This window comes from Mesorhizobium sp. B2-5-13, from assembly GCF_006440535.1.
GTDB classification, from domain to species: Bacteria; Pseudomonadota; Alphaproteobacteria; order Rhizobiales; family Rhizobiaceae; genus Mesorhizobium; species Mesorhizobium salmacidum.
In genome coordinates this window covers 552,196-564,325 of record NZ_VFUI01000002.1, presented here as the reverse complement: position 1 = coordinate 564,325, position 12,130 = coordinate 552,196, and the positions used below count along the sequence as shown (strand labels likewise).

Sequence of the window (12,130 nt, the reverse complement as noted above, 5' to 3'; positions counted from 1 at the left end):
AACAGCCATGGCCTATGAGACGATCATCACCGAGAGGCGCGGTAAGGTCGGACTGATCACGCTGAACCGGCCAAAGGCGCTCAACGCATTGAATTCCCAGATCCTCGCCGAACTCGTCGCAGCCGTGAATGTTTTCTGCGCCGATCCTGGCATCGGCGCCATGGTTGTTACCGGCTCCGACAAGGCCTTTGCCGCGGGTGCCGATATCAAGGAGATGCAGGCAATCTCCTATGCGGATGCCTACAGCCAGGACTTCTTCGTCGGCTGGGAAGAGTTCACGCGGGCGCGAAAGCCGATCATAGCGGCGGTGGCCGGCTATGCGCTCGGTGGCGGGTGCGAACTGGCGATGATGTGCGATTTCATCATTGCCGCCGACACGGCCAAATTCGGCCAGCCGGAGATTACGCTCGGTGTCATTCCCGGCATGGGCGGGTCGCAACGCCTGACCCGGTTCGTCGGTAAATCGAAAGCGATGGACATGTGCCTGACCGGACGGATGATGGATGCCGCCGAGGCCGAACGTTCGGGCCTTGTGTCGCGGGTCGTTCCGGCCGGCGAGCTGGTCGAGGAGGCCGTCAAGGCGGCGGCCAAAATCGCCGATTTCTCACTGCCGTCGGTGATGATGGCCAAGGAAGCCGTCAACCGGGCTTATGAGACGACGCTTGCCGAAGGATTGCGCTTCGAACGCCGCCTGTTCCATTCGCTTTTCGCGCTCGAAGACCAGAAGGAAGGCATGGCGGCGTTCGCCGAAAAGCGGAAGCCGAATTTCACCAACCGGTAGGGCGTCGGGGGTCAGCGACCGAAACCCGTGGCATCGGCCAAAAAGAACGCCAGGCGGCGTTGACGCGCCGGAAAAGCTGAACTATAAGCCGCACCAACCGAGGCGGCCCCGTGGCTGCCCGTTTGTTTTTTGCGCCCTGCGGCACGCCGCGTGCGCCGACCAGACCAGAAGAGAGGCATCATGGCCAACACATCCTCGGCCAAAAAGGCAACGCGCAAGATCGCCCGCCGCGCGGCGATCAACAAGAACCGCCGCTCGCGCGTCCGCACCTACGTCCGCCAGGTCGAGGAGGCACTCGCCTCGGGCGACAAGGCCGCAGCACAGGCCGCCTTCAAGGCTGCCGAGCCGGAATTGATGCGCGCCGCGACCAAAGGCGTGATCCACAAGAACACGGCGTCCCGCAAGGTGTCGCGCCTCGCCCAGCGCCTCAAGGTGCTGTCGGCCTGACATCGCCTTCTCAGGACGATCTTCTTCGAACCCGGCCGATCACGCCGGGTTTTTTCGTTTGCCGGCAAGTACTTAAAAAGAATAGCCGGAACAACTGCAAATGCAGCGTCCACAGTTTGAAATGGTTTGCCGGCACATTCATGCCCGCTGATGATCGGAACGCTTGAAAAGCGTCGACTTTAAAAACCATGTCCATCAGAAATAACCGATACTTTTCAAATATTTAGCGATGGTCATCCACAGCTTGTCCACAACGCGCCGAAGGGACGGGAGGACAACTGGCTGTCAAGTGAATTATTTCAGAAAATTTCGCGCCGGTCCGGCTTTTTCATATTCGTCGGAAAAGGGTTTGAATCACAATGGCTTTGTTAAAATACAGCACTGCGGCATGGCGCTCCAACCCGCCCGAGGTAACCAGATTCCTTAAAAATCCGTTAGACGTGGCCTTGCCCTATCCACAGCGATTTCGGTAATGTCCGATCTATCGAAGGAGACGGGCCTCTGGCCCTTAACCCAGCCTGACGCGGCCAGCTTAAATTGGCGGGATTTGCGACGCGGATCAAATCCGCGGACGGGTATGGTTTGCTCTTTTTCGATACGGTAGGGGACTGGCGTAACTAGACATGGCAGGTAGGACGGCGCGCCGGCGCTCTTTCGCCGGACGGTGTTGTATTGCCCTGACATACCCAACGCGGGCTGGCTTCCATGAGCCGGCACCGGTTCCCTTGGATGGTGGGCGACGTTCATTGCCGGCGGCGGCAACGGGCATCGTAGCGAAGACACGGTCGCTGGAAAAAGGGTGCAGGAGGCGCATCCCCAGCGAAAAACGGGTACAGAAAGGCAAGGAACTCGATCATGCAGAGCGGCATCGAAAGGGAGCTTACGGGCGACCTCCCATTTCCTGGAACTTTGATCGGAGCAAACGAGATGGCGGTCTCCAGCGACGCGGAACAGAAGTTCGACCGGGTCAAGGCCCAGTTGAAGGCGCGCCTGGGAACCGAAGTCTATTCCAGCTGGTTCGGCCGCATGAAGGTCGCGGAAGCTTCCAAGGGCATTGTCCGCATCTCCGTGCCCACCGCGTTCCTGCGCTCGTGGATCAACGGCCACTATCACGATCTCATTTCCGAGCTGTGGAAGCACGAGGATCCCGAGCTTCTCAAGATCGAGATCATCGTGCGCACCGCGACCCGTCAGGGGCGCAGCCAGCCCGAACCGGAATTGGCGCCGGCGCGCAAGATGACGCGGCAGACGCAGACGGCGCTGGCCGCCGGCACGGTCAGCCCAGGCAGGGTGGAGCGGTCTCCCGTGCCGCGTCCGGGTGTGCCGGTCGAGAGCGAGTTCCGCCACAATGTGCTGGGATCACCGCTTGATCCGCGTTACACGTTCGGCTCCTTCATCGAAGGGCCCTCGAACCGCGTCGCCTTCGCCGCCGCCAAGGCCGTGGCGGAATCTCAGTCGAGCGCAGTGCGCTTCAATCCGCTTTTCCTGCATGCCACCGTCGGGCTCGGCAAGACGCACCTCTTGCAAGCCATCGCCGCGGAATCGCTGAAGCAGAACCCGAAGTCGCGCGTCGTCTATCTCACCGCGGAGTATTTCATGTGGCGCTTCGCCACGGCGATCCGCGACAACAACGCATTGACGCTCAAGGAGCAGCTGCGCGACATCGACCTCCTGATCATCGACGACATGCAGTTCCTGCAGGGCAAGTCGATCCAGCATGAATTCTGCCATCTGATCAACATGCTGCTCGACAGCGCCAAGCAGGTCGTCGTCGCGGCCGACCGGCCACCGTCGGAGCTGGAATCGCTCGAGCCGCGGGTCCGTTCGCGCCTCAATGGCGGCGTCGCGCTCGAAATGTCGGCACCCGATTTCGCCATGCGGCTCGGCATGCTCAAACTGCGCCTAGCCACAGCCAGGATCGACGATGCATCGCTCGACATTTCCGAAGAGATCCTCAACCACGTTGCCCGCACCGTGACCGGTAGCGGACGTGAACTGGAAGGCGCCTTCAACCAGCTCTTGTTTCGCCAGTCGTTCGAGCCGCAGATCACCATCGACCGCATCGACGAGATCCTCGGCCATATCTATCGCACGGGCGAGCCGAAGCGGGTCCGCATCGAGGACATCCAGCGCATCGTCGCGCGCCACTACAACGTCTCGAAGACGGAATTGCTGTCCAACCGGCGCACGCGCACCATCGTCAAGCCGCGGCAGGTCGCCATGTACCTGTCGAAGGTGATGACGCCGCGCTCGCTGCCGGAGATCGGGCGGCGTTTCGGCGGCCGCGACCACACGACGGTGCTGCACGCCGTGCGCAAGATCGAGGACCTGTCCGGCAATGACAACACGCTGGCGCAGGAACTGGAATTGCTGAGAAGGCTGATCAACGACCAGGCCTGACCGGCCCAGAACGGCCGGCTTGCAGGGTTGGCCAGCTTTATCCCCAGAAAGCCCGCGTAACCGGCCCGAACCGGTGGCGCGGGCTTGCGCTCACTGGTTTTTTCCTGTCAGTTTGCGTAGATTCTGAAGCCTGTTCAGACCTTTTGCGGGGCGCCGGTAGCCGGAGACCCGTTCATTCATTCAAGCGAGCCTGTTTCGTCATGCGTGTTATCCTGGAACGGTCAAATCTCCTGAAGTCGCTCAACCACGTCCACCGCGTGGTCGAACGGCGCAACACCATACCGATCCTGTCCAACGTGCTGCTCAGCGCCGAAGGCGCCAGCCTCGAAATGAAGGCCACCGACCTCGACCTGGAGGTGACGGAAGCGACGCCCGCCAAGGTCGAGCGCGGCGGCGCGACGACCGTCCCCGCGCACTTGCTCTATGACATCGTGCGCAAGCTTTCAGACGGCGCCGAGGTGATGCTGAAGACGGATGAGGACGGCAACGCCATGACGGTTACGTCGGGCCGCTCCAGCTTCCGCCTGCAGTGCCTGCCGCAATCCGACTTTCCCGAGCTTTCGGCGGGATCCTTCTCGCATATTTTCCGTCTCGATGCGGTGGCGTTGAAGGGCCTGATCGAGAAGACGCAGTTCGCCATCTCCACCGAGGAGACGCGCTACTATCTCAATGGTATCTACCTGCACACGCATGAAGTCGGTGGCAAGCTGAAGCTGCGCTCGGTGGCAACCGACGGCCATCGCCTGGCGCGCGCCGAGATCGACGCCCCGGCGGGTTCGGAGGGCATGCCGGGCATTATCATTCCGCGCAAGACGGTGAGTGAGTTGCAGAAGCTGGTCGATGATCCGGATGTCGCCGTGACCACCGAACTGTCCGACACCAAGATCCGCTTCACCATCGGCAGCGTCGTCCTGACCTCGAAGCTGATCGACGGCACCTTCCCGGACTATCAGCGCGTCATTCCGACCGGCAACGACAAGAAGCTGATCCTCGACCGCCAGAGCTTCGCTGCCGCGGTCGACCGCGTCTCGACCATCTCTTCCGAACGCGGCCGTGCGGTGAAGCTCTCGATCAGCGAAGGCCAGGTGACGCTTGCCGTCAACAATCCGGATTCAGGCAGCGCCACGGAAGAACTGGCTGCAGACTATTCATCCGACCCGATCGAGATCGGCTTCAACGCGAAATATCTGCTCGATGTCGCCGCGCAGCTGACCGGCACGGAAGCCAAATTCATGCTGGCCGATGCCGGTTCGCCAACACTGATCCACGACATGGCCGACGAGACCGCGCTTTACGTGCTGATGCCGATGCGAGTATAGCCGGACCGGCGTCGCCTGACGATACGATCGGCGGAGGATATTGGTTGCGGTGACTTCCACAGGCGGATAGCGGTTGCCGGTACAAACCCACATAAGTAAGCTTACGCTTACCAATTTTCGCAACTATGCAAGCCTGGCGATAGATGTTGCTCCTGGCGCCGTGATCTTTTCCGGCGACAATGGTGCCGGCAAGACCAATCTCCTCGAAGCGATCTCTTTTTTGACCCCGGGGCGCGGCTTGCGCCGCGCGCCTTACGCGGATGTCGCACGTGAGGGTGGCGATGGCGGCTTTGCCCTGCATGCCCGGCTCCACGGACCTGACGGCGAGGTCGAGATCGGCACCGGCATTTCCGGAGGCGACGCGGCGGAGAGCGGCAGGCGGGTGCGCATAAACGGAGCCGCCGCCCGGGCCGAGGACATGCTGGAGTGGCTGCGGGTCGTGTGGCTGACGCCGGCGATGGATTCGTTGTTCACCGGACCGGCCGCGGATCGCCGGCGCTTTCTCGACCGGCTGGTGCTGGCGATCGATCCCGGACACGGCCAGCGTGCGCTCGACTACGAGAAGGCGATGCGGGGCCGTAACCGTTTGCTGACGGAAGGCTCACGCGATGCCGGCTGGTTCGAGGCGATAGAGACGCAGATGGCGGAGACCGGCGTGGCGATCGCCGCGGCGCGCGCCGAAATGGTGCGGCTGCTGGCCGCCATGATCGGCAGGCTGCCCGACACGGGGCCATTTCCGCAGGCCGATATCGGCCTTTCGGGTGACCTGGAGGCCGGGATTGCCAATGCACCAGCGGTCGATGTCGAGGAGCGGTTCCGACGGGCGCTTGCCGATGGCCGTGACCGTGACCGTGCCGCCGGACGCACCCTCGAGGGCCCGCACCGCTCGGACCTCGTGGTCCGGCACCGGCCCAAGGCCATGCCGGCCGAACTTTGCTCGACCGGCGAACAGAAGGCACTGCTGGTCGGTATCGTGCTGTCGCATGCCCGGCTGACCGGCGAAATGTCCGGCCTGACGCCGATCCTTTTGCTCGACGAGATCGCGGCGCACCTCGATGGCGGTCGCCGCGCGGCACTGTTCTCGATCCTGGAGGAACTGAACTGCCAGGCTTTCATGACAGGAACCGATGCGGCGCTGTTTTCCAGCCTGCATGGCCGCGCGCAGTTCCTGACGGTCGACCATGGCACGATTGGGCCAACCGAAGACCCCTGACAAGGTTTTTCGGCCGCTATATGGTCCTGATATGACCACTGCGCTCACCGCCGACGAGATCGAACGTTATGCCCGCCACATCGTGCTGCCGGAGGTCGGCGGCGCGGGCCAGCAGAAGCTCAAGCAGGCGCGGGTCCTGGTGATCGGCGCCGGCGGGCTCGGTGCGCCGGTGCTTGAATATCTCGCCGCGGCCGGCGTCGGCACGCTCGGCGTGATCGACGACGACACAGTTTCGCTCTCCAACTTGCAACGTCAGGTCATCCATGGCACCGATACGATCGGCATGCTGAAAACCCAGAGCGCCGAGGCGGCAATCGCCCGTATCAATCCCAACATATCAACCGAAACGCACACATTCCGGCTGACCGCGGAGAACGCACCTGCCCTCGTGGCCAAGTACGATATGGTCGTCGATGGGTCCGACAATTTCGAGACACGTTATGTGGTGGCTGATGCCTGCGCGGCCGAAGGGAAGCCGCTTGTGCATGCGGCCGTCGGACGTTTCGACGGCTCGGTGACCGTGCTGAAGCCTTTCGAAAACGGCAGCGACGGCAAGCCAAACCCGAGCTATCGGGATCTGTTTCCCGAAGCCCCGCCGCCGGGCCTGGTGCCGTCCTGTGCCGAAGCCGGAGTGCTCGGCGCACTGACGGGGGTCATCGGCACGCTGCAGGCAATGGAGGCGATCAAGCTGCTGACCGGCATAGGCGAGCCGCTCATCGGCCGGCTGCTGCTCTATGATGCGCTGGCCGCGCGTTTCGAGACGATCCGCTACAAGAGACGCTGATCTTGGAACAATCCCGTATTTCGATCACGCAGATCCCGGCCGATTTCGGCCGCTGGGGTGATGTGCTTGCCCTCATCATGCGTGCCTTCGCCTTCATGGACGGCATCATCGACCCGCCGTCGTCGGCTCACCTGCTCACAGTCGATGCGCTACGCGCCAAGGCCCTGCGGGAGACGGGCTTTCTGGCACTCGACGGCGATGACAGAATCGTGGGCTGCGTTTTTGCCCTTGAAAGGGCTGACGGTTTTTATGTCGGCAAGCTCGCCGTCGCCCCGGACCGCCAAGGGCAAGGCATTGGCCGGCGGCTGATGCAAGCGGCCGAGGATCTGGCCCGCAGCCGCGGCAAGTCCGCCATCGATCTCGAGACGAGGATCGAACTCACCGCAAATCATGCCGCCTTTGCCCGGCTCGGCTTTCGCGAGACCGAACGGACGGCGCATGAGGGTTATGACAGGCCGACGTCCATCACCATGCGCAAAACGATCTCATAAACGGCGAGCCTACGCCTGGAGGGTTTTCAGGTTCTGAGCGGCAGCACGCGGTCTGGCGGGCGATGGCCATCGACGAAGGCGCGGATATTGATGATGACCTTCTCGCCCATGTCGATACGGCCCTCGAGCGTGGCCGAGCCCATATGCGGCAGAAGCACGACCTTGTTCCTGGCGGCGAGCTTCAAGAGCTTGCCGTTCAGGGCCGGCTCGTGCTCGTAAACGTCGAGGCCGGCGCCGGCGATCTTGCCGTCCTGGATCAGCTTGACCAGCGCTTCTTCGTCGATGATGTCGCCGCGGGCGGTGTTGACGATGTAGGCGGTGGGCTGCAGCAACGCCAGCCGCCGTGCTGACAGAAGATGGAAGGTCGCCGGCGTCGACGGACAATTGACCGAGATGATGTCCATGCGGGCGAGCATCTGGTCGAGACTCTCCCAATAGGTCGCCTCCAGTCCATCTTCGACCGCCGGCAGCACGCGATGCCGGTTGTGATAGTGGATGGACAAGCCGAAAGCCTTGGCCCGCTTGGCAACGGCGGTGCCGATGCGGCCCATGCCGACAATGCCGAGCCGTTTCCCCCAAATGCGCCGGCCAAGCATCCAGGTCGGCGACCAGCCGGCCCATTTCTTGTCGCCGGTAAGCACGCTGGCGCCTTCCGCCAGCCGGCGCGGTACGGCCAGCATCAGCGCCATCGTCATGTCGGCGGTATCTTCGGTGAGCACATTGGGCGTGTTGGTGACGGTGATGCCTCTCTTGGCCGCCGCCGCCACGTCGATCTTGTCGACGCCATTGCCGAAATTGGCGATCAGCTTGAGGTTGTCGCCGGCCTGGGCGATCAGTGCGGCATCGATCTGGTCGGTCACGGTCGGTACCAGCACGTCGGCTTCCTTGACCGCGGCGACTAGTTCCGGCTGCGTCATCGGCCTGTCCTCGACATTCAGCCTTGCGTCGAACAGTTCGCGCATGCGGGTCTCGACCGGGTCGGGCAGCTTTCGCGTGATGACCACGAGAGGCTTCTTTTTGCCTGGCATTGTTTCCCTCGTTGAGACCTCTTTAACCAAGACCGGCGAAACTGAAAGCTGGTCGCGGTAGCCGATTTACCCATGTAACAAGCGGTGCCGCCGAAGACAAAGAAAAAGGGGTGCCGCAGCCGTCGGGCCGGCGCCGAAAGGAACGAAAGTGTCTGGTTTCGCGTCGCTTCGCCTGGCCCTCAGCGCAGCATTTCTCGGCGCTCTCCTCTATTCTCCGCTTGCCGGCGCGCAGAGCGCGGCCGCCCCAGCCCAGAGCGCCATCACGCTCGGACCGAGCGGGCTGCCGCTGCCGCGATTCGTCAGCCTGAAATCCGGCCGCGTCAACTCGCGCGTCGGCCCCGGCGCCAACTATTCGGTCGACTGGATGTATATGAAGGCTGGCCTGCCGATGGAGATCATCCAGGAGTTCGATACGTGGCGGCGGGTGCGCGACGCCGACGGCTCGGAAGGATGGATCAACCAGTCGCTGCTTTCGGGCCGGCGCACAGCGATCATCGCGCCCTGGCAGCGCGGCAAGGGCGGCCAGATCAATCTTCTGAAAGGTCCCGACAAGGATGCCAGGGTGGTGGCGATCGTCGAACCCGGCGTGATGGGCATGATCAAGTCCTGCGACGGCCAGTGGTGCGAAATGACGCTCGACGGCCACACCGGCTGGCTTGCCCAGTCGGTCGTCTGGGGCGCTTATCCGGGCGAGCGGGTCAAGGACTGAACGTCTCGCGTTTGCGCCCGATGGGGCCAAGATGGGTGTCCTGAAATCCTGTCGACAGCTTCAAGCCGTAACCCAGTGCACGGTCGATCGCGATATGGGCGATCCAGATCAGTGCGATGGCGCTGCCGACCGCACTGCCGGCGAAATGCCCAGCAAGCAGCAGAAGCACCGGTACGATCAGGGTGTGCAAGGCGTTGTAGGCGATGGCGCCGATGCGCGGGCCACCGAGATAACCCAGCATCGAGAGGTCCGGCGCCAGGATGAGCAACGCTAAGAGCCACCAGGAGACGCCTGTCGCGCCATAGAAGACGACCGCAACCGCCGCCACGACAGCCCATTCGAGCCGGACTATCCAATCGAGGGGCTTCATCCCAGACCGATTATTTGGGCCAGACCGATTATTCGGGCCAGACCGATTATTCGGGCCAGACGGATTGTTCCGGCCCTGGCCCATTATTCCGGCCTCGCCGGTCATACCGGACGCTTGGGACGCAGCCTCACCACGATATCGACATTGGCGATTTCCATGCCTTCGGGCGGGTCCGGCAGATTGGTGACCGTGACCGGGCCGTTGGCGATGTCGAATATCCTGTTTTCGCCTTCGATGTAGAAATGGTGGTGGTCGGAGGTATTGGTGTCGAAATAGGTCTTGGAACCCTCGACGGCGAGGATGCGCAGCAGCCCCGCCTGGGTAAACTGGTGAAGCGCGTTGTAGACGGTGGCCAGCGACACCGGCACGCCGGCGGCCTGCGCCTCCTCGTGCAGTTCCTCAGCCGACAAATGGCGGTCGCCCTTGGCGAAAAGCAGGTCGGCCAGCGCAATCCGCTGACGCGTCGGCCTCAGGCCGGCTTCACGTACCCGCTTGTCCACAGCGACATTTTCCTTCCGGCAGCCCCGGTCCATCTGGTCTTCCAAGCTCACAGTCCCGCTTCAAGACACGCCCAGAATGGCAAAAAAATGAATGTCTGCCGAAACCGGACCCCTGTTGACATATATTCTGTCGCCCGAATGCGATCAATAGCGCGCATTGACCCGGGCGGACTGGCGGGTTAAGCGCAAACGCCGGTTTCCGGCCTGAAACAGATTGTGTTAGGACACCAACGACAAGGGCACGCTACCGCCCGGACGATATGGGGACGAAATTGATGGCGGGTTCGAAATCCAGCTACGACTACGAAGAATTGCTGGCCTGCGCCCGCGGCGAGCTGTTCGGAGAGGGCAATGCCCAGCTGCCCTACCCGCCGATGCTGATGTTCGATCGTATCACCGAGGTCAGCGAGACCGGCGGCGGCTTCGATAAGGGTTTTATCCGCGCGGAATTCGATATCAAGCCGGACCTGTGGTTCTTTGCCTGTCATTTCATCGGCAATCCGATCATGCCTGGGTGTCTCGGCCTGGACGCCCTGTGGCAATTGACGGGTTTTTACCTCGGCTGGCTTGGCGAACCCGGCAGGGGAATGGCGCTGTCGACCGGAGAGGTCAAGTTCAAGGGCATGGTCACGCCATCGGTCAAGAAGGTCGAGTATGGCGTGGATTTCAAGCGTGTGATGCGCGGCCGGCTGGTGCTCGGCATCGCTGATGGCTGGATGAAGGCGGATGGCGAGCCCATATATGCGGCGACGGACCTGAAGGTCGGCCTGTCAAAGCAGTCGGCGGTCGCTTGACCGCAGCCCTGGCCCGCCCATTGGCCAGCATCCCTGGAAGGAGTTGCGAATGAGACGTGTCGTAGTCACAGGCCTCGGCATCGTGTCGTCGATCGGCAACAATGCCAACGAGGTGCAGACCTCGCTGCATGATGCCAGATCCGGCATCAGCTTTTCCGATTCCTTTGCCGAGCATGGCTTCCGCTGCCAGGTCTGGGGCGCGCCGACGCTCGACCCTTCCGCCATGATCGACCGCCGCGCGATGCGCTTCCTGAGCCAGGGCGCGGCCTGGAATCACGTCGCCATGGACCAGGCGATCGCGGATGCCGGTCTCGGCGAGAGCGACATCACCAATGAGCGCACCGGCATCGTCATGGGTTCGGGCGGCCCCTCCACCCGCACCATCGTCGAGGCGGCCGAAACCACGCTCAAGAACGGCAGTCCCAAGCGCATCGGTCCCTTCGCGGTGCCGAAGGCGATGTCGTCGACCGCGTCGGCGACGCTGGCCACGTGGTTCAAAATCCATGGCGTCAACTATTCGATCTCCTCGGCCTGCTCGACCTCGGCGCATTGCATCGGCAATGGTTACGAGCTGATCCAGTGGGGCAAGCAGGACATGGTCTTTGCCGGCGGCCACGAGGATCTCGACTGGACGATGTCGGACCTGTTCGACGCCATGGGCGCCATGTCATCGAAGTTCAACGACAGGGCCTCGACCGCATCGCGCGCCTATGACGCCAATCGCGACGGCTTCGTCATTGCCGGCGGCGCCGGCGTGCTGGTGCTGGAAGAGTTGGAACATGCCAAGGCGCGCGGCGCCAAGATCTACGCAGAGATCGTCGGCTATGGCGCGACCTCGGACGGTTTCGACATGGTCGCGCCCTCGGGCGAAGGCGCGGTCCGCTGCATGCGCCAGGCGCTGGCGACGGTTTCCACGCCGGTCGACTACATCAACACCCACGGCACCTCGACGCCGGTCGGGGATTCCAAGGAAATGGGCGCGATCCGTGAAGTGTTCGGCGAGAAGATGCCGTTCATCACGTCGACGAAGTCGCTGACCGGCCATTCGCTGGGCGCGGCAGGCGTGCAGGAATCCATCTATTCGATCCTGATGATGCAAGGCGGCTTCATCGGCGAAAGCGCCCATATCGAGACGCTCGATCCGGAATTCGAGGGCATGCCGATCGTGCGCAAGCGCATCGACAACGCAGGGATCGACACCGTTCTGTCGAATTCCTTCGGTTTCGGCGGCACCAACGCAACGCTCGTTTTCCAGCGCTATTCCGCATAAGGCCAAGTTTTTTATATAAGGATT

Annotated in this window: 13 protein-coding genes; 10 read left to right on the top strand and 3 right to left on the bottom strand. The window is 62.5% G+C overall.

Translation table 11 applies throughout. The features are described from left to right. Positions 1–7 precede the first annotated feature (7 nt). The 7 genes from FJ434_RS05935 (at position 8) to FJ434_RS05905 (ending at position 7,435) form a co-directional block, all read left to right on the top strand. Complete coding sequence (locus FJ434_RS05935) at positions 8–781, top strand: enoyl-CoA hydratase (RefSeq protein WP_140716122.1); 774 nt, start codon at positions 8–10, stop codon at positions 779–781. A 180-nt stretch (positions 782–961) separates the two neighbouring features. Then, entirely contained in the window at positions 962–1,228 is a 267-nt protein-coding gene (gene rpsT, locus FJ434_RS05930; protein ID WP_027026587.1) for a 30S ribosomal protein S20, read from the top strand. 855 nt (positions 1,229–2,083) lie between these two features. Beyond that, positions 2,084–3,628, top strand: coding sequence for a chromosomal replication initiator protein DnaA (gene dnaA / locus FJ434_RS05925; protein WP_027142015.1), 1,545 nt, complete (start codon positions 2,084–2,086; stop codon positions 3,626–3,628). A gap of 200 nt (positions 3,629–3,828) precedes the next feature. Beyond that, positions 3,829–4,947 carry a DNA polymerase III subunit beta gene (gene dnaN / locus FJ434_RS05920; RefSeq protein WP_027142016.1) on the top strand — a complete coding sequence of 373 codons (1,119 nt, stop codon included), beginning with the start codon at positions 3,829–3,831 and terminating at the stop codon, positions 4,945–4,947. A gap of 73 nt (positions 4,948–5,020) precedes the next feature. Then, on the top strand, positions 5,021–6,160 hold the full coding sequence (gene recF / locus FJ434_RS05915) for a DNA replication/repair protein RecF (RefSeq protein ID WP_140746547.1): 1,140 nt from the start codon (positions 5,021–5,023) through the stop codon (positions 6,158–6,160). Between the two features lie 31 nt (positions 6,161–6,191). Next, positions 6,192–6,944, top strand: coding sequence for a molybdopterin-synthase adenylyltransferase MoeB (locus FJ434_RS05910; RefSeq protein WP_140746544.1), 753 nt, complete (start codon positions 6,192–6,194; stop codon positions 6,942–6,944). Positions 6,945–6,946: 2 nt separating this feature from the next. Further along, complete coding sequence (locus FJ434_RS05905; RefSeq protein ID WP_181165866.1) at positions 6,947–7,435, top strand: GNAT family N-acetyltransferase; 489 nt, start codon at positions 6,947–6,949, stop codon at positions 7,433–7,435. 26 nt (positions 7,436–7,461) lie between these two features. Here the strand turns inward: FJ434_RS05905 and FJ434_RS05900 are convergent, their stop codons facing one another. Next, on the bottom strand, positions 7,462–8,463 hold the full coding sequence (locus FJ434_RS05900; RefSeq protein ID WP_027142020.1) for a D-glycerate dehydrogenase: 1,002 nt from the start codon (positions 8,461–8,463) through the stop codon (positions 7,462–7,464). A gap of 148 nt (positions 8,464–8,611) precedes the next feature. Between FJ434_RS05900 and FJ434_RS05895 the strand changes: the two genes are divergently transcribed. Continuing rightward, on the top strand, positions 8,612–9,172 hold the full coding sequence (locus tag FJ434_RS05895; RefSeq protein ID WP_027142021.1) for an SH3 domain-containing protein: 561 nt from the start codon (positions 8,612–8,614) through the stop codon (positions 9,170–9,172). Here FJ434_RS05895 and FJ434_RS05890 read toward each other — a convergent pair. Then, positions 9,162–9,542, bottom strand: a complete 381-nt coding sequence (locus FJ434_RS05890) for a DUF4260 family protein (protein WP_140746535.1) — start codon at positions 9,540–9,542, stop codon at positions 9,162–9,164. The two genes, FJ434_RS05895 and FJ434_RS05890, sit on opposite strands and share 11 nt — an antisense overlap. Positions 9,543–9,643: 101 nt before the next feature. After that, positions 9,644–10,075 (bottom strand): iron response transcriptional regulator IrrA, encoded by a 432-nt coding sequence (gene irrA / locus FJ434_RS05885; protein WP_181165865.1) that lies wholly within the window; start codon positions 10,073–10,075, stop codon positions 9,644–9,646. Positions 10,076–10,317: 242 nt separating this feature from the next. Here irrA and fabA point away from each other — a divergent pair, with 242 nt between their 5' ends. Next, a complete protein-coding gene (gene fabA, locus FJ434_RS05880) occupies positions 10,318–10,836 on the top strand; it encodes a 3-hydroxyacyl-[acyl-carrier-protein] dehydratase FabA (protein ID WP_140746529.1) in 519 nt (172 codons plus the stop codon). Between the two features lie 49 nt (positions 10,837–10,885). Further along, positions 10,886–12,106, top strand: coding sequence for a beta-ketoacyl-ACP synthase I (gene fabB, locus FJ434_RS05875; protein ID WP_027142025.1), 1,221 nt, complete (start codon positions 10,886–10,888; stop codon positions 12,104–12,106). The last annotated feature ends 24 nt before the right edge of the window (positions 12,107–12,130 follow it).

What these genes read in the sequence shown, in the direction of transcription:
- FJ434_RS05935 (WP_140716122.1), top strand. Translation starts at nt 8, where the DNA reads ATGGCCTATGAGACGATCATCACCGAGAGGCGCGGTAAGGTCGGACTG.
- rpsT (WP_027026587.1), top strand. Translation starts at nt 962, where the DNA reads ATGGCCAACACATCCTCGGCCAAAAAGGCAACGCGCAAGATCGCCCGC.
- dnaA (WP_027142015.1), top strand. Translation starts at nt 2,084, where the DNA reads ATGCAGAGCGGCATCGAAAGGGAGCTTACGGGCGACCTCCCATTTCCT.
- dnaN (WP_027142016.1), top strand. Translation starts at nt 3,829, where the DNA reads ATGCGTGTTATCCTGGAACGGTCAAATCTCCTGAAGTCGCTCAACCAC.
- FJ434_RS05910 (WP_140746544.1), top strand. Translation starts at nt 6,192, where the DNA reads ATGACCACTGCGCTCACCGCCGACGAGATCGAACGTTATGCCCGCCAC.
- FJ434_RS05900 (WP_027142020.1), bottom strand. Translation starts at nt 8,463, where the DNA reads ATGCCAGGCAAAAAGAAGCCTCTCGTGGTCATCACGCGAAAGCTGCCC.
- FJ434_RS05890 (WP_140746535.1), bottom strand. Translation starts at nt 9,542, where the DNA reads ATGAAGCCCCTCGATTGGATAGTCCGGCTCGAATGGGCTGTCGTGGCG.
- irrA (WP_181165865.1), bottom strand. Translation starts at nt 10,075, where the DNA reads ATGGACCGGGGCTGCCGGAAGGAAAATGTCGCTGTGGACAAGCGGGTA.
- fabA (WP_140746529.1), top strand. Translation starts at nt 10,318, where the DNA reads ATGGCGGGTTCGAAATCCAGCTACGACTACGAAGAATTGCTGGCCTGC.
- fabB (WP_027142025.1), top strand. Translation starts at nt 10,886, where the DNA reads ATGAGACGTGTCGTAGTCACAGGCCTCGGCATCGTGTCGTCGATCGGC.